This window comes from Pantoea phytobeneficialis (genome assembly GCF_009728735.1).
Taxonomy (GTDB): Bacteria; Pseudomonadota; Gammaproteobacteria; order Enterobacterales; family Enterobacteriaceae; genus Pantoea; species Pantoea phytobeneficialis.
This window is the reverse complement of the sequence record NZ_CP024636.1, coordinates 166,295-182,917: the sequence shown is the minus strand read 5'-3', so window position 1 is coordinate 182,917 and position 16,623 is coordinate 166,295. Positions and strand designations below refer to the sequence as shown.

At 54.2% G+C, this 16,623-nt stretch carries 13 protein-coding genes; 4 read left to right on the top strand and 9 right to left on the bottom strand.

The features are described from left to right. Positions 1-15: 15 nt before the first annotated feature. The 6 genes from wecC to trxA form a co-directional block, all read right to left on the bottom strand. Entirely contained in the window at positions 16-1,275 is a 1,260-nt protein-coding gene (gene wecC, locus CTZ24_RS00775) for a UDP-N-acetyl-D-mannosamine dehydrogenase (RefSeq protein ID WP_208724534.1), read from the bottom strand. Between the two features lie 2 nt (positions 1,276-1,277). Then, positions 1,278-2,402, bottom strand: a complete 1,125-nt coding sequence (gene wecB / locus CTZ24_RS00770) for a non-hydrolyzing UDP-N-acetylglucosamine 2-epimerase (RefSeq protein WP_208724533.1) — start codon at positions 2,400-2,402, stop codon at positions 1,278-1,280. Positions 2,403-2,412: 10 nt separating this feature from the next. Then, positions 2,413-3,462 (bottom strand): ECA polysaccharide chain length modulation protein, encoded by a 1,050-nt coding sequence (gene wzzE / locus CTZ24_RS00765; protein ID WP_208724532.1) that lies wholly within the window; start codon positions 3,460-3,462, stop codon positions 2,413-2,415. A 28-nt stretch (positions 3,463-3,490) separates the two neighbouring features. Continuing rightward, positions 3,491-4,567: a UDP-N-acetylglucosamine--undecaprenyl-phosphate N-acetylglucosaminephosphotransferase gene (gene wecA, locus CTZ24_RS00760; RefSeq protein WP_208724531.1), complete on the bottom strand. Its 1,077-nt coding sequence runs from the start codon at positions 4,565-4,567 to the stop codon at positions 3,491-3,493. A gap of 275 nt (positions 4,568-4,842) precedes the next feature. Then, entirely contained in the window at positions 4,843-6,102 is a 1,260-nt protein-coding gene (rho, locus tag CTZ24_RS00755) for a transcription termination factor Rho (protein ID WP_021183776.1), read from the bottom strand. A 347-nt stretch (positions 6,103-6,449) separates the two neighbouring features. Beyond that, complete coding sequence (trxA, locus tag CTZ24_RS00750) at positions 6,450-6,782, bottom strand: thioredoxin TrxA (RefSeq protein WP_021183775.1); 333 nt, start codon at positions 6,780-6,782, stop codon at positions 6,450-6,452. Between the two features lie 116 nt (positions 6,783-6,898). Between trxA and rhlB the strand changes: the two genes are divergently transcribed. Both rhlB and ppx read left to right on the top strand, forming a co-directional pair. Further along, positions 6,899-8,194, top strand: coding sequence for an ATP-dependent RNA helicase RhlB (gene rhlB / locus CTZ24_RS00745; RefSeq protein ID WP_021183774.1), 1,296 nt, complete (start codon positions 6,899-6,901; stop codon positions 8,192-8,194). Positions 8,195-8,201: 7 nt separating this feature from the next. Continuing rightward, entirely contained in the window at positions 8,202-9,686 is a 1,485-nt protein-coding gene (ppx, locus tag CTZ24_RS00740) for an exopolyphosphatase (RefSeq protein ID WP_208724530.1), read from the top strand. A gap of 61 nt (positions 9,687-9,747) precedes the next feature. Here ppx and rep read toward each other — a convergent pair whose 3' ends face one another. After that, the gene (rep, locus tag CTZ24_RS00735; RefSeq protein WP_208724529.1) at positions 9,748-11,772 is read right to left on the bottom strand and encodes a DNA helicase Rep; all 2,025 of its coding nucleotides are present in this window, start codon (positions 11,770-11,772) and stop codon (positions 9,748-9,750) included. Between the two features lie 164 nt (positions 11,773-11,936). On the opposite strand from rep, the gene ppiC reads away from it, so the two are divergent. Next, a complete protein-coding gene (gene ppiC, locus CTZ24_RS00730) occupies positions 11,937-12,218 on the top strand; it encodes a peptidylprolyl isomerase PpiC (RefSeq protein WP_013507331.1) in 282 nt (93 codons plus the stop codon). Here the strand turns inward: ppiC and CTZ24_RS00725 are convergent, their stop codons facing one another. Together CTZ24_RS00725 and pdeH are read right to left on the bottom strand one after the other, a co-directional pair. Continuing rightward, positions 12,219-14,279, bottom strand: coding sequence for an AsmA family protein (locus CTZ24_RS00725; RefSeq protein ID WP_208724528.1), 2,061 nt, complete (start codon positions 14,277-14,279; stop codon positions 12,219-12,221). A 62-nt stretch (positions 14,280-14,341) separates the two neighbouring features. Continuing rightward, complete coding sequence (pdeH, locus tag CTZ24_RS00720) at positions 14,342-15,115, bottom strand: cyclic-guanylate-specific phosphodiesterase (RefSeq protein WP_036625915.1); 774 nt, start codon at positions 15,113-15,115, stop codon at positions 14,342-14,344. Between the two features lie 247 nt (positions 15,116-15,362). Between pdeH and kdgK the strand changes: the two genes are divergently transcribed. Continuing rightward, positions 15,363-16,295 (top strand): 2-dehydro-3-deoxygluconokinase, encoded by a 933-nt coding sequence (gene kdgK / locus CTZ24_RS00715; protein ID WP_208724527.1) that lies wholly within the window; start codon positions 15,363-15,365, stop codon positions 16,293-16,295. Positions 16,296-16,623 lie beyond the last annotated feature (328 nt).

The following is a 16,623-nucleotide window of genomic DNA, read 5'->3' as shown; positions in this document are numbered from 1 at the left end:
TGACCAGAATGTGTTTCATCGCCAAACCCCTTTAGTATCGACAATCCACGCTTGCGTGACCTGCGCGGCATCAATGGCGCGGAACGGCGTGTGATCAACCAGCATCACCAAAATATCAGCCTGTTGGAGTGCCTCGGTGGTCGTTACCAGCGTAGCTTTACCCGCCAGGCGGTTAGGGATCGTGTTGATATGCGGTTCAACTACCCAGGTGGCGCCGCTGTGCCAATCGGCAATCAGTTCTGCCACGGTCATGGCCGGGCTTTCACGCAGGTCATCAATATTGGGTTTAAACGCCAGGCCAAAGCAGGCGATACTCACTTCGCTGGCGCGTTTGCCACTGGCGGTCAGGCATTCGGCTAACGCCTGCTTCACCTGATCCAAAACCCAGAGCGGTTTGGCATCGTTAACTTCTCGCGCGGTGCGGATCAGACGCGCCTGCTGTGGGTTTTGCGCCACGATAAACCAGGGATCGACAGCAATGCAGTGACCGCCCACACCAGGGCCGGGTTGCAGAATGTTGACGCGTGGGTGGCGATTCGCCAGCGCAATCAGTTCCCAGACATTAATTCCCTGTTCAGCGCAGATCAGTGACAGTTCATTGGCAAACGCGATATTAACGTCACGGAAGCTGTTTTCTGTCAGCTTGCACATCTCCGCCGTGCGCGCGTGGGTTTCTACACACTCACCACGCAGGAAGATGCGGTACAACTCGCTGGCACGCGCGGAGCAAGCGGGTGTCATGCCACCGATCACGCGATCGTTTTCAATCAACTCCACCATCACTTTGCCAGGCAACACGCGCTCCGGGCAGTAGGCAATGGCGATATCGGGTGCCTCACCATGCTGCGGAAAACGCAAGTCCGGACGCGCAGCCGCCAGCCAGGCGGCCAGCTGTTCCGTCGTCCCAACCGGGGAAGTGGATTCGAGAATCACTAAATCGCCCGCTTTTAATACCGGAGCGATAGAAGACGCTGCCGCCTGGACATAGCTGAGATCCGGCTGGTGATCACCGATAAAAGGCGTGGGAACCGCAATCAGAAAGGCATCGGCTGCTTCCACCTGGGTCGTGGCGCGCAGAAAACCGCGCTGCACGGCCTCGTGGACCACCTTGTCGAGTTCCGGTTCAACAATGTGAATTTCACCACGATTGATGGTTTCGACTGCGTGGGCATTGATATCAACGCCCACCACTTTAATTTCCCGAGAGGCAAAAACGGCTGCGGTCGGCAGCCCAATGTAACCCAGTCCAATAACGGAAATGGTGTGAAAACTCATGGTTAAACTCTATGATTTTTAAGAACCTGCAAAATGCGCGCGCAGGCCTGGCCGTCGCCATAAGGATTGTGCGCATGGCTCATCGCCTGCCAGACTTCATCGTTGTCCAGCAACAGGCTGACTTCTGCCACAATTTTATCAATATCCGTACCCACCAACCTGACCGTACCAGCAGCAACCGCCTCCGGGCGTTCGGTGGTGTCTCGCATTACCAACACCGGTTTGCCAAGTGACGGCGCCTCTTCCTGAATACCACCAGAATCCGTGAGGATCAGCCATGCGCGGTTCATCAACCAGACAAATGGCAGATACTCCTGCGGCTCGATCAGAACGATATTTTCGATCCCGCTCAGAATACGATTGACCGGCTCGCTGACATTCGGATTGAGGTGCACCGGGTAGACGATCTGCGCCTGCGGGTGCCGACGGGCAATCTGCGCCAGCGCGCTGCAAATGCGTTCAAAACCGTCGCCAAAACTCTCCCGTCGATGCCCGGTGACCAGAATCAGCTTTTTCTCCGGGTCGAGGAACGGATAATGCGCCGTCAGCCGGGCGTTCAGATCGGCGTCGTCCAGTACGCGATCGCGCACCCACAACAAGGCATCAATCACCGTATTGCCGGTGACGAAAATCCGCTGTTCCGGCAGATTTTCGCGCAGCAAATTCTCTCGTGAGTTTTGTGTTGGCGTGAAGTGATAACTTGCCAGGTGCCCGGTCAGGGTACGGTTAGCCTCTTCCGGCCAGGGCGACATCAGATTCCCGGTTCGCAGACCGGCTTCCACATGCCCTACCGGGATTTGGTGATAAAACGCCGCCAGGCTGGCAGCCAGCGTCGTGGTGGTATCGCCATGTACCAGCACCACATCGGGACGGAAATCGGCCAATACGGTTTTCATGCCCTGCAAAATACGGCAGGTGATTTCCGTCAGCCCCTGCTCCGGTCGCATGATATTGAGGTCATAGTCGGGTTGCAGATTGAACAAACGAAGCACCTGATCAAGCATTTCACGATGCTGGGCGGTGACGCACAGGCGCGATTCAAACGCCGAATCCTGGGCCAGCGCTTGCACCAGCGGTGCCATTTTGATTGCCTCAGGACGAGTACCAAATACGGTCAGAACTTTCACGCGGCTTCTCTCAATGACTCGTTGGTGACATCGGGCGCGGACGGCGCACCAATGCAACCCCCGCTCCCACCAGCGCGCCGATGACGCCCCACATGATCATCATAAACAGCCGACGTGGGCTATCACGCTTCACCGGTTCTTCTGGTGTACGCAGATAGCGGTAGGTCTGAAACTGTTTATCCACACGCGGCCCGGCCTGCAATGTACTCAACATTGCTCTGTTTTGATCATAGCTTAAATCGTACGCCGGACCGCTGGCCTGCAAGGTATCGAGCTGCGCCTGCAACATTTGCTGCCCCAGCAGGAAGCGGTCGCTGTCCGGTAGCGTTTCACCCATCACCGGCGCGCGGTTTTCTTTGATACCTTGCTGGCTGGCGATTTTCAGCGCCTGCTCAATACGCTGACGCTGCCGGGCAAATACCGCCTGTGCCACATCTTCCTGACGCTTCACCTGCGCCTGCAACTGTTCGGCTCGCGCCTGCCAGGCACCTTTCAGCTCCGCATTCAAATGGCGCGCGGCCCGTTCGCTGGCGTAAGCAATGTACTGTCGCAGCAGGTTATTGGCATCACTGGCGCTTTCGGCCACCAGCCTGACGCTGTTCAGCGTATTGTGAGCCGGATCGGCAGGTGTGAACTGAATATTGTTGATCTGATCATCAAGTAACGCCGCATCTTTGTGGGCGTTACCGCTTTTGCGGCTTTTATAGTAGTCGGTCTGCAACCAGAAATCCCGTCGAGTGTCCCATGATGCCAGTTGCATGATGAATTCCTGGTAGACATCATCCATGACCGTTGGCCCAGGCGAGCTGAGATTTAGCGTGTTGTTACGCACATCAAGGTTTTTGAGCAGTTGCTGCTGGACGAAGTAATCCCCCAACATGTTGACGGTGGGTCGATCGGTGATCGCCGTGGTGCTCCATGTCTGTTTCATCAGCATAGACACCAGCCATGCCAGCAACGCGAACAGCAACGCCAGACCAACGATCCAGCGTTTACCACGCCATAGCGTACAGCACAGGCCGCGAATATCCAGTTCGTTCTCCACAACTCCAGAGGTCATAACAAGGGATCCTTTTCTGGGTACTGATTTATTTCTTATCATCGCCAACGCTTTGCCAGCGACGTTTGATTCGGCGAACTTTGCGTGCCACACGCCAGGCGTGCTTCAGGCAATAGCCATAGAAGAAAAATGCCAACAAAAACAACAACAGCATCACCCACTCCGGGATGAAGGCCAAATACTCACCGAGGACACCAATACCCGCCAGAATCGCCGCCGCCACGGTAATCAACAGGAACGCCTGTCGTGACGTAAAACCCGCACGCATGATCAGATGATGGATATGCTGGCGATCGGCAGAAAATGGGCTCATCCCTTTGCGCAGACGGCGATACATGATGGCAACCATATCCATCAGGGGAATGGCAATCAGCCACAACGCGGTGACCGGGGTTATCGGATGACTTAATCCCTGGGTGGTTTCCAGCAGGATCCAGATGATGGTGAAACCAATCATGGTACTGCCTGCATCACCCATAAACACTTTATAACGCCGTCCGAGGAAACCAAGGTTAAGCAGGATATAGGGGATGGTGGCGGCAATCATGGCAAAGCACCACATTGACAGGCTGGTTTGCCCGTCAAAGTAAAGAATGATCCCCATCGCACCGAAGGTGACTGACGACAGCCCGCCCAGCAGGCCATCAATCCCATCCACCATATTGAAGGCGTTAATTGCCGCCCAAACGGCAAACAGCGTCAGTACATAGCCAAACGGCCCGACAATCAGTTCGACCGGACCGATAATAAAACCGAGGCTAAGCAGATAGAGTTTGGCTCCGGCCATCATCACTACCGCGACCGTAGCCTGCACCGTAGCACGGATTTTCACGCTGATATCGAAGCGATCGTCCAGCGCGCCAACCAACACCAACACCCCGGCGCAGCCGAGGTACAACAAAGAATGTGGGAGATAGTAATTCGAAATGAGAAACGCGAAGCAGATCCCCGCATAGACGGAAATCCCGCCGACGAGCGGAATCGCTCCATGATGGCGTTTTCTGGAGTTTGGCGTGTCAACCAGTCCGATTTTTTTAGCCACTTTGCGAGCAAAAAACAGGAACGCTAAGGAAAACAGAAAAACTAAACCAAGCTCAGTACTCATAGTGAGTAAATTCACATTAACGCTCTCAGCTAAAATCGTGGACAACAATAGGCGAACTTTTTGCCTTTGCCGTTCATCCTTAGTCCTAATTCTGCTCCAGAGGTGCGCGTTTGGTTAAAAAACCAGCACTTCCGCCACAGTCATTATCAATACTCCCGGCTCGCATAATCCTAATGCCCGAAAATAAAAAACGCCACGTTAAGACGTGGCGTTGGCGATAAATCCTGGCAATTTGTGCGAAAAGTCTGTCTGAGAGACTTTTCGCCACTGACACGTCAGGAACGCTTCATCATATCGAAGAATTCGTCGTTGGTTTTGGTCATTGCCAGTTTGTTGATGAGGAACTCCATCGCGTCGATTTCACCCATCGGATGGATGATTTTGCGCAGGATCCACATCTTCTGCAACTCTTCAGAGGTGGTAAGCAGTTCCTCTTTACGGGTACCGGAACGGTTGTAGTCGATCGCCGGGAACACACGTTTTTCCGCAATTTTACGGGAAAGGTGCAATTCCATGTTGCCGGTACCTTTAAATTCTTCGTAAATCACTTCGTCCATCTTCGAACCGGTATCAACCAACGCAGTAGCGATGATGGTCAGGCTGCCGCCCTCTTCCACGTTACGCGCCGCACCGAAGAAACGCTTCGGACGATGCAGGGCGTTGGCGTCCACACCACCGGTCAGTACTTTACCTGAGGCCGGAACCACGGTGTTGTAGGCGCGAGCCAGACGGGTGATGGAGTCGAGCAGAATGATGACGTCTTTTTTATGCTCAACCAGGCGCTTGGCTTTCTCGATCACCATTTCCGCAACCTGCACATGGCGGGAAGCCGGTTCGTCGAAGGTTGATGCGATAACTTCGCCTTTAACCAGACGCTGCATCTCGGTCACTTCTTCCGGACGTTCGTCAATCAGCAGCACCATCAGCACACAATCCGGGTGATTGTAGGCGATGCTCTGGGCGATGTTCTGCAACAGCATGGTTTTACCGGCTTTCGGCGGTGCCACGATCAAGCCACGCTGACCACGACCAATCGGTGAAGCCAGATCCAGAACACGCGCTGTCAGGTCTTCAGTAGAACCATTACCACGCTCCATACGCAAACGGCTGTTAGCGTGCAGCGGCGTAAGGTTTTCGAACAGAATCTTACTACGCGCGTTTTCCGGCTTATCGTAGTTAACTTCATTCACCTTCAACAGGGCAAAGTAACGCTCACCTTCTTTCGGCGGGCGAATTTTACCGGAGATGGTGTCACCTGTGCGGAGGTTGAAGCGGCGAATTTGGCTGGGAGAAACGTAGATGTCGTCGGGACCGGCGAGGTAGGAGCTGTCTGCGGAACGGAGGAAACCAAATCCATCCTGCAATATCTCCAGCACACCATCACCGAAGATGTCTTCGCCACTCTTCGCGTGCTGCTTCAGAATGGCGAAAATAATATCCTGCTTGCGCATACGCGCCAGGTTTTCCAGCCCCATATTTTCGCCGAGAGTAATCAGCTCAGAAACCGGCGTATTCTTTAATTCGGTAAGATTCATAGTGATGGGTTCTTAAACTCGGGGTAATTCTCGAAATGTTTGTCGTGAATGGTATGGCGAATATTCCATGCCTGTTTAATGGCTCTTTTTCGACTCTGCTCGACGGATATCGTCAGGGATGGCGATAGAAAGCGAGGAGACGGTCGATAATGTTGCCAGGGGTACTAGCCGTCAGATTGCCAAACCACGAAAACGTTCAATGCGAATAGGGTCTGACAAGGGAAATCTTTTAGATGCAAACTACAAGGTAAGTGCGTAATGCAGTATTGACAACTTATCACGCTAAAAGGGAGACGTCCAGCAGTGGAGAAAAAATTCGCCACTGCGGACGAAACACCGCGCCGGGCTTAGCCCAGGTTAGCGTTCAGGAACTCTTTAAGCTGGCCTTTTGACAGCGCGCCAACTTTCGTTGCCGCCACCTCGCCGTTTTTGAACAGCAGCAGGGTTGGGATACCACGAATGCCGTACTTCGGCGCGGTGCCCGGGTTGTCGTCAATGTTCAGCTTGGCGATGGTGAGCTTACCGTCGTACTCTTCTGCGACTTCATCAAGAATCGGTGCGATCATTTTGCAAGGACCACACCATTCAGCCCAGAAATCTACCAGTGTCACACCGTCTGCTTTCAGCACATCGGTGTCGAAACTGTCATCGGTCAGGTGAACGATTTTATCGCTGCTCATGTTTTACTCCAAAGATTATGCCTGGCGAATTGGCGTAATATTTACCAACGTAGGTTGACTTTATTTCATCGGATACGCTTTCGTAAAGCGATAGTAAGCTGATATTCTACCACACTATGAGCAAAACACACTTAACAGAACAGAAGTTTTCCGACTTCGCCCTGCACCCAAAGGTAGTGGAAGCCCTTGAAAAGAAAGGCTTTCATAACTGCACGCCGATTCAGGCGCTCGCGTTGCCTCTTACGCTTTCAGGGCGTGACGTCGCGGGTCAGGCGCAAACCGGTACCGGCAAAACGATGGCGTTCCTGACGTCAACGTTTCATCATCTTCTTACGCATCCTGAGGCTGAAGGCCGTCAGGTGAATCAGCCGCGCGCCTTGATCATGGCACCTACGCGCGAGCTGGCGGTACAGATCCATGCCGATGCAGAACCGCTGGCACAGGCCACCGGCCTGAAGCTGGGTCTGGCCTATGGCGGCGACGGTTACGATAAACAGCTGAAAGTGCTGGAACAAGGCGTGGATATTCTGGTGGGTACCACCGGTCGCCTGATCGATTACGCTAAACAGAACCATATCAACCTGGGTGCGATTCAGGTGGTGGTGCTGGACGAAGCTGACCGCATGTTCGATCTCGGCTTTATCAAAGACATCCGCTGGGTGTTCCGCCGTGTTCCTCCTGCGACGCAACGTCTGAGCATGTTGTTCTCCGCCACCCTTTCCTGGCGTGTGCGTGAACTGGCGTTCGAACATATGAACAACGCCGAATATGTGGAAGTGGAACCGGAGCAAAAAACCGGCCATCGCATCAAAGAAGAACTCTTCTATCCTTCAAACGAAGAGAAGATGCGTCTGCTGCAAACCCTGCTGGAAGAAGAGTGGCCAGACCGTGCCATCGTCTTCGCTAACACCAAGCACCGTTGTGAAGACATCTGGGGCCATCTCGCCGCCGATGGTCATCGCGTTGGCTTGTTGACCGGTGACGTGGCGCAGAAAAAACGTCTGCGTATTCTCGACGATTTCACCAAAGGTGATGTTGATATTCTGGTAGCAACCGATGTCGCTGCTCGTGGTCTGCACATCCCTGCGGTAACCCATGTATTTAACTACGACCTGCCCGACGATCGTGAAGATTACGTGCACCGTATTGGCCGTACCGGCCGCGCGGGTGCCAGCGGTCACTCCATCAGCCTCGCCTGTGAAGAGTACGCGCTGAATCTGCCAGCCATTGAAGAGTATATCGGCCACGGTATCCCGGTGAGCAAATACAATAGCGAAGCGCTGTTGAACGACCTGCCACCACCGAAACGTTTGACCCGTAACCGCTCAGGCAATGGCCCGCGTCGTGGTGGCAATAACACCAACCGTCGCAGTGGCGCACCGCGTAACAACAACCGTAAACGTTCGGGTTAAGCACACCATGCTAAGCGCATCGTCCCTTTATGCTGCGATTGATCTGGGTTCCAACAGTTTTCATATGTTGGTGGTGCGCGAAGTCTCTGGCAGCATTCAGACGGTCGCGCGCATAAAACGCAAGGTGCGCCTGGCTGCGGGTCTCGACAAAGAGAGCCAGCTCTCGGCAGAAGCAATGCAACGTGGCTGGCAGTGCCTGAAACTTTTCTCCGAACAACTCCAGGACATTCCTCCTGAACAGATTCGCGTGGTTGCGACGGCCACGCTGCGCCTTGCTGCCAACGCGCAGGGCTTCCTCACTACCGCAGAAAAGATCCTTGGCTGCCCGGTTAACGTCATCAGTGGCGAAGAGGAAGCACGCCTGATTTATCAGGGTGTGGCGCATACCACCGGTGGCTCCGATCAGCGTCTGGTCGTCGATATCGGTGGCGGCAGTACCGAGCTGGTGACCGGTGAGGGTTCTCATGCGACAACGCTGTTTAGTCTGTCGATGGGCTGCGTCACCTGGCTGGAGCGTTACTTCAGCGATCGTCATCTGGCAAAGGAGAACTTTGCTCAGGCCGAACAGGCAGCGCGTGAGATGATCCGCCCGGTAGCGACGGCACTGCGCGAAAAAGGCTGGCAGATTTGTGTGGGTGCCTCAGGCACCGTGCAGGCGCTACAGGAAATTATGGTGGCGCAGGGGATGGATGAACGCATTACCCTGAGCAAACTGCAACAGTTGAAACAGCGTGCCATTCAATGTGGCAAGCTCGAGGAACTGGAGATTGAAGGGCTGACCCTGGAGCGCGCGCTGGTGTTCCCCAGCGGCTTGTCTATCCTGATCGCCATCTTTCAGGAACTGAATATCGAAAGTATGACGCTGGCCGGTGGCGCACTGCGCGAAGGGCTGGTGTATGGCATGCTGCATCAACCCATTGATCGCGATATTCGCAGCCGTACTCTGCAAAACGTCCAGCGCCGTTTTACCATTGATGTGGATCAGGCCGAACGCGTGCGCCAGTTGGCTGAAAGCTTTTTCCGTCAGGTAAGCGCCGCATGGAAGCTGGATCATCGATGTCGCGATCTGCTGCTGAGCGCCTGTTCGATTCACGAAATTGGCCTGAGTGTTGATTTCCGCCAGGCTTCCCAGCACGCTGCTTACCTGATTCGCCATCTCGATCTTCCCGGCTTTACCCCCGCCCAGAAAAAATTGCTGGCCTGCCTGTTACAGAACCAGAGCGGCAGCATCGATCTGGCGCTACTGACACAGCAGAATGCGGTGCCACCGCGTCTGGCTGAGCGTCTGTGCCGTTTATTGCGTCTGGCGATTATCTTCTCCAGCCGTCGTCGCGATGACACCTTACCAGCGGTACGTTTGCAGGCGGATGATGATGCGCTGCATCTGACGTTGCCTCCGGGCTGGTTGCAGGCGCATCCGTTAAGGGCGGAGCTGCTGGAGCAGGAAAGCCATTTCCAGTCTTATGTGCACTGGTTATTAACCCTGTCCTGATGTACCCCGTAGCGGCGCGATTTATCGCGCTCTTTTAAAACCTGCGCGATAAATCGCGCCGCTACGCGCCTTTTTTTGCATTCTCCAGCATCGCACGTAAACCGGCGACGCGAGTCTGCCTCGTTTTCATTTGCTCCTCAGCGCTCACCACTTTCTTCTCGCGCTCCCATTCCATATCATCCTGCGGCAGTTCCAGTAAAAAGCGGCTCGGCTCCGGTCGCACCAACTCGCCATACTGACGGCGCTCCCGACATAACGTAAAGGTTAGCTCCTTCTGCGCACGGGTAATCCCGACGTACGCCAGACGGCGCTCCTCCTCGATGTTGTTTTCATCAATGCTGCTCTGGTGCGGCAGAAGCCCCTCTTCCATTCCCACCAGATAAACATACGGAAACTCCAACCCTTTTGAAGCATGCAACGTCATCAACTGAACCTGATCGACATCTTCGTCGCTCTCACCACGCTCCATCATATCGCGCAGCGTGAAACGGGTGACCACCTGCGCCAGCGTCATCGGCTCATCCAGCTCACTGCCTTCCAGCATTTCCGTCATCCACTGGAACAACATATTGACGTTTTTCATGCGCATTTCAGCGGCTTTCGGGCTGGGGGAGGTTTCGAACAGCCAGCTTTCGTAATCAATACCGCGAATCAGATCGCGTACCGCATTGATTGGCTCACGCTCAGCCAGTTGAATGATCTCATTCAGCCAGGCGGTAAAACGTTGCAGATGCTCCAGTCCACGCCCGGTCAGGGTCTGTCCCAACCCCATATCGAAACTGGCGTTGAACAAACTCTTGTTGCGCAGCGTGGCCCATTCACCCAATTTTTGCAGCGTGGCAGGGCCAATCTCACGCCGCGGCGTATTCACAATACGCAGAAACGCGCTGTCATCTTCCGGGTTAGTGAGCACCCGCAGGTAGGCCAGCAAATCTTTAATCTCCGGGCGGGAGAAAAATGAAGTCCCCCCCGAGATACGATATGGAATACGGTTCTGCATCAGCAGCTTCTCAAACACGCGCGACTGATGGTTGCCGCGATAGAGAATGGCGTAGTCCTTGTACTGCGTCTTGTTGATAAAGTGATGCGCAATCAATTCGCCGGCCACGCGTTCCGCCTCGTGGTCCTCATTGTTTGCCATCAGCACCTTCAGCTCGCTACCGATCCCCAGCTCAGAAAACAGTCGCTTTTCAAATACATGCGGATTGTTGGCAATCAGGATGTTGGCAGCCTTCAGGATGCGCTGAGACGACCGATAGTTCTGTTCCAGCTTGACCACTTCCAGTGCCGGAAAATCCTCTTTCAGCAGCACCAGGTTTTGTGGCCGTGCGCCGCGCCAGGAATAAATCGACTGGTCATCATCGCCCACTACGGTAAAACGTGCCCGTGCGCCGACCAGCAGTTTCACCAGCTCGTACTGGCTGGTATTGGTGTCCTGATATTCATCCACCAACAGGTAGCGGATGCGCTGCTGCCAGCGTTCCCGGACTTCCTGATTGCGTTTCAGCAGCAGCGTCGGCAACAGAATCAAATCGTCAAAATCCAGCACATTGCAGGCTTTCAGGTGTTGATCGTACAACTGGTAGCAATGGGCAAAAATCTGGTCACGCTGAGATTTCGCCATCCCTGCCGCACCCTGGGGATCAACCAAATCGTTCTTCCAGTTGGAAATGGTCGAAATCAGCTGCTGCAACTGGGTCTTATCTTCTTCCAGCCACTGTTTGGTCAAATCCTTCAGCAACGCCAGCTGATCCTGATCGTCAAACAGGGAAAAGCTCGATTTCATCCCCAACGCGGCATATTCGCGTTTGATAATTTCCAGCCCCAGGGTATGGAAGGTCGAGATCATCAGACCGCGCGCCTCTTTACGCCCCAGCGTCTGCGCTACACGCTCTTTCATCTCGCGCGAAGCTTTATTGGTGAAGGTCACGGCGGCGATATGACGCGCCTGATAGCCGCAGTCGCGGATCAGATGCGCAATTTTATTGGTGATCACACGGGTTTTACCCGAGCCAGCACCGGCAAGCACCAGACAGGGACCGGTGACAAATTCGACAGCACGTTGTTGGCCGGGGTTTAAACGCATAACGGAAATTCACTCAGTTAACATATTGCACATCTCCTTCTCCCGCTGGCGGGAGAAGGTCGGGATGAGGGCATCACACAGCACCTTAACAGCGCGATAAATCGCGCCGCTACCATTCGGTGCAGGCTATAATGCGCGACGATTATACACAACAGGACCGAATCATGGCGAAAACCGCGGCAGCTTTACACATCCTGGTGAAGGATGAAGCAAAAGCAAAAGCGTTACTGGCCCAGCTGGAAAAAGGTGCGAACTTCCAACAGCTGGCAAAGAAACACTCCACCTGCCCCTCCGGACGTAACGGCGGCGATTTAGGTGAGTTCCGAAAAGGTCAGATGGTCCCGGCCTTTGATAAAGCGGTCTTCAGCTGCCCATTGCTGCAACCCTATGGACCGGTGAAAACCGCCTTTGGCTACCACATCATTAAGGTGCTGTGGCGTAACTGATCATTTCTTCTGCTTCATCTGCTGCAACACGTTGCTGCATTGATTGCTGTCGGTATCGCTGGGTGAAACCAACGCCAGCAACGCGGCGGCCGGTGCCACCACCGCGCCTAATGCCAACGCTGCGGCACCGCGAGCAATCAACGGCCCAGCTTTCACCCCGGCATCCGGTTTTTTGAAGGTGCCGCGCACATACAACGGCGAGCGCAGCGTAATGATGCGGATACCTTTACTCTCGGGATCGATGGTCAAATCGAGGCGCTCATTAGCAAAGTTGGCGCTGCCTGACACATTAATCACCGCGTTCTCGGTATCGAAGACAAACAGTTTGGGCGTCGCCAGCCCATTGCGAATGTTGAGATCGGTGGCCGCACAGTTGATACGCACCTCGTCATCGCCAAACAGTTTACCCACCACATAGTTACCGACATTCAGTCCGGCAATCTCCATCAGGCTGCGACTGATCAACCCATCGTTCATCAACAGCTTCAACTCACCATCACTGGTGCCCAGCAAATCAGCCACCGAATTACCGGTGCCGCTTAACGTGGCGTCACCGTTCAACTGACCAAGGCTTTTCTGCATCGCTTGCACATTGGGAAATAACTGCCGCAGCTGAAGTTTACGCACATGCACATCCGCCCGGCCACGCATGGGGCTGCGGTTCCCTTCCAGATGGATGGTGGAGTTAAGCGCACCACCCGCCATACCAAAGCGCAGCGGATCAAGGCGCAAATCACCGTTATTAAGCTGCAAATGGGTATAAAGATCGCTTAACGGCAGCGAATTGCTATGTTCGATGCGCTTACCGCTCAACTTCACATCAGCATCCATCACGTCCCAATTTTTGGTATCGAACTTGTCGTGCGGTAAAACACGATCGGCAGGCTGCGTCGAGGCTTCGCCACGCTGTGCTTTCGCCTGCTGCGTTTTCTCACTGCCCTTACCAGAATTGACCCCAATCAACGGCCCCAAATCGGCCATACGCAGTTGGTTCGACGAGAGATCGCCGGTCAGGCTCGGGCGGGGTTTGCCCTGACGGTACACCAGCGAACCATGAATATCGCTGTCACCGATATGACCATTGAATTTTTCGTAGCGGAACACTGGGCCTTTGTCGTCATTAAAACGCGCAATCAGGTGACCATCGGTTTCATAGGGCGGCGTATCGGGTAACAGCACGCCAGCCAAACCGTACAGATTCGCCAGCGTATCGCCGGAGAAACGCAGCCGTACATCCAACCCACCCAGATTCAGGGGGTCCTGCAATGTCCCTTCGACGCGTACCCGCGTGGTGCCATTGCGTACATCAACCTGTAACGGGAACGGCGTGGTTTGGCTGCGCAGTGACAACATGCCGCCAATTTTGCCCTCGCCCTCTAAGCGCTGATTGTTATAGGTGCCGCTCGCCTGCCAGCCAAAGACAAAGTCACCGGCACCCTGCTGTTTATCATCACCTCCCGCCACCTGCGCATAGGGCACCGGCTTGCCGAGGGGATTGAGGGTGACGCTGACATCCGCTTTGTTAATGGCGTCGCGATAACGTACCTGCCCTTGATCGAACAGGATATTATCGAGACGGAACGTCCAGGCCGAAGGGGCCGCATTGGCCTCGCCGTTGTTATTGCTGGCAAGGTTGAAGGTCCAGTTGTTTTGTTTATCCGCAGTCTGCACCAGGCGTGCATCGGGTTGCTGGAGTTTGATCCACGGCAGATAAACCTGTTTATGCAGCAACGCCAGCGGCGCTAACGTCGCCTCGACGCGCTGTAAATGCACCATGGTGACATCAGGGATAGCGGGCGGATTACCCAGCATAATATCGTCGGCATGCACCTGCGGCCAGGGCACCCAGCTACGCCAGCCGGGTTCTTCACGATTGCGTACCCAGGCTACACCGAGATCGCCGCGAATGGCGAAAGGTCGATTCAATTCTGCCGAGACTTTCTGGTTGATGGTTGGTTTCAGGCGATTCCAGTCAAAGGTCGCAATCACGACCACCATCACCACAACCAGCAACAAAAAAATCCCGATGACCCAACTCAGGACTTTTCCTGTTCGTGACATGCTGCTTCCTCCTTGTCCTTCCACGTCTCATTTAAAGATAGTCGAGACGTTGAGGAACGTTATCAGGGAAGCGCCAGCGCCATGTTTTCCAGTTCGCTAAACGGAACCGGGCGGGAGAAGAAATAACCTTGTGCGGCCATTGCGGGCGAGCTACGCACCTGCTGCCACTCTTCCTCGGTTTCCACGCCTTCGACAATCACCCCGTTGCAATAACGGTTGATTAAGGCCAACAGCATAGAAAACAGGCTGCGACCTTCGTCGGTAGAACGCAGCAGCATAAATAGCTCGCGTGACAACTTAATGTAGTCATAACGCAGCTCGGTCAGGGCGGAGAAATTCGCCATACCGGAACCAAAATCATCCAGCCACAGCGGGCCAAGCTCCGGCATCTGCGCAATCATCTCTTCCTGCGGCAACACATGATGTTCTGTCAGTTCAAAGCGTACCCACGGCAGTTGGGTTATCAGGCTGCGGATTTGCGGATGTTGTTGGATTGCCAGCAGCGTAGGGCCATCGATATTGACCGAAGCCACCAGTTGGCGCTGATTAAAAAGAGCCGACCACTGCATCAGCAGCTCCAACTGTTCCTGCACCACATCGAGACGCTGAGAAATCTCCAGCGCATCAAAATAGATTTCCGGCGAAAGCCTTTTTTCTGGTGCGGATGGATGTGTCACCGCAGTCAGTAATTCAATAGCCAGTAAGTGGCCCGAGACCTGGTAGATCGGCTGGAAAGTATAGAATCGTTGGCACTGCTGCCAGAAGAGACGCGTTTCCTGTTGTTGCTCCAGTTCAATTGAAGAAGGCAGTCGATGACTAAAATTCTTCATCACCATGGTTTTTTCCTGGTAGGTGGTGAGTGCCTGCAAATAGCATCATCATCCTGAGCAGCCACACGAGCTCTTGAGTGTAACAGTGCGTCTCACGCTTAATCGGTAAAACAAGCAACAATTTCGCGGCTAAATTACCCTTAAACCCCCTGTTTCACACCTTAAGTGGAATTAAAACGCCGTTTTGAAAAACATTGACGGCTGCCATACCAGACGCGAGACTAGGGGAAGAATTCACTACAGGCCGAAGACCATGACGCAGAAGAAAATCGCCATCCTTGGCGAATGCATGATTGAGCTGTCCGAAAAAGGTGAGAACATCAAACGCGGTTTTGGCGGCGATACGCTGAATACCGCGGTATATCTGGCGCGTCAGTCTGACATTGAGCAGCTGCGCGTTGATTACGTAACCGCCCTCGGCACCGACAGCTTCAGTGACCAGATGATTGCCGCCTGGCAGCAGGAGAAGGTTCAAACGGGATTGATCCAGCGACTCGACAACAAAATGCCGGGTCTGTACTTCATCGAAACCGACGAGCACGGCGAGCGGGCCTTCTGGTACTGGCGTAGCGATGCCGCTGCGCGCTACTGGCTCGACAGCCCGCAATCTGAGGCCATTTGCCAACAACTGGCCCATTACGATTATCTCTATCTCAGCGGCATCAGCCTGGCGATTTTGCCTGCCGCCAGCCGCGAGAAGCTGATGAACCTGCTCAGCGCGTGCCGCCAGAACGGCGGCAAAGTGATTTTTGATAATAACTATCGCCCGCGCTTGTGGGCCGATAAAGCCAGTGCGCAGCAGGCGTATGCTGCGATGTTGCAGCATACCGATATCGCCTTTCTGACGCTGGATGATGAACATCTGTTATGGGGTGAACAGCCACTGGAAGCGGTGATTGCCCGCACCCGCAACGCAGGCGTGCAGGAGATTGTGATCAAACGTGGCGCTGAATCCTGTTTGGTGGCCGTTGGTGATGCGCCGCTTTACGACGTGCCCGCCATCAAACTGGCAAAAGAGAAAGTGATCGACACCACTGCCGCTGGCGATTCCTTTAGCGCAGGCTATCTGGCGCTGCGTTTACAGGGTGCGGCACCGGATGCCGCCGCCGCCCGCGGTCATCTCACCGCCAGCACCGTGATTCAACATCGCGGCGCGATCATCCCTCTGGACGCAATGCCACAGTAATGCCTCTACGCCCTGCACGTCAGGGCGTCTCAAACATCACGCTGGCTAACAAACAATTGCCAGAAATTTACCTTAAATCAGCACTTCCTCCCGGCAGTTTCCCCTGACGCCTGCTGAGATCCATTTTCCTGCCAATCCATGCCTGACTACTTTAGCCAGGCTTAAGATATGATTTTAAATTCAATACGTTATGGCAACAAAAAGGTGCGCCAGGCATAGTCCGATTCTGTCTGAATTACGGCTTTTCGGCTGGACGATCGCCATAAAAAAGACCATGTTTTAATCAATAACAGCAGGATGCTGTTGATCCGGCCGCGACCACAAAAAC

Excerpts from the sequence above, each read along its gene's own strand:
- wecC (WP_208724534.1), bottom strand. The coding sequence starts at position 1,275 with ATGAGTTTTCACACCATTTCCGTTATTGGACTGGGTTACATTGGGCTG.
- wzzE (WP_208724532.1), bottom strand. The coding sequence starts at position 3,462 with ATGACCTCTGGAGTTGTGGAGAACGAACTGGATATTCGCGGCCTGTGC.
- wecA (WP_208724531.1), bottom strand. The coding sequence starts at position 4,567 with ATGAGTACTGAGCTTGGTTTAGTTTTTCTGTTTTCCTTAGCGTTCCTG.
- rho (WP_021183776.1), bottom strand. The coding sequence starts at position 6,102 with ATGAATCTTACCGAATTAAAGAATACGCCGGTTTCTGAGCTGATTACT.
- trxA (WP_021183775.1), bottom strand. The coding sequence starts at position 6,782 with ATGAGCAGCGATAAAATCGTTCACCTGACCGATGACAGTTTCGACACC.
- rhlB (WP_021183774.1), top strand. The coding sequence starts at position 6,899 with ATGAGCAAAACACACTTAACAGAACAGAAGTTTTCCGACTTCGCCCTG.
- ppx (WP_208724530.1), top strand. The coding sequence starts at position 8,202 with ATGCTAAGCGCATCGTCCCTTTATGCTGCGATTGATCTGGGTTCCAAC.
- rep (WP_208724529.1), bottom strand. The coding sequence starts at position 11,772 with ATGCGTTTAAACCCCGGCCAACAACGTGCTGTCGAATTTGTCACCGGT.
- ppiC (WP_013507331.1), top strand. The coding sequence starts at position 11,937 with ATGGCGAAAACCGCGGCAGCTTTACACATCCTGGTGAAGGATGAAGCA.
- CTZ24_RS00725 (WP_208724528.1), bottom strand. The coding sequence starts at position 14,279 with ATGTCACGAACAGGAAAAGTCCTGAGTTGGGTCATCGGGATTTTTTTG.
- pdeH (WP_036625915.1), bottom strand. The coding sequence starts at position 15,115 with ATGGTGATGAAGAATTTTAGTCATCGACTGCCTTCTTCAATTGAACTG.
- kdgK (WP_208724527.1), top strand. The coding sequence starts at position 15,363 with ATGACGCAGAAGAAAATCGCCATCCTTGGCGAATGCATGATTGAGCTG.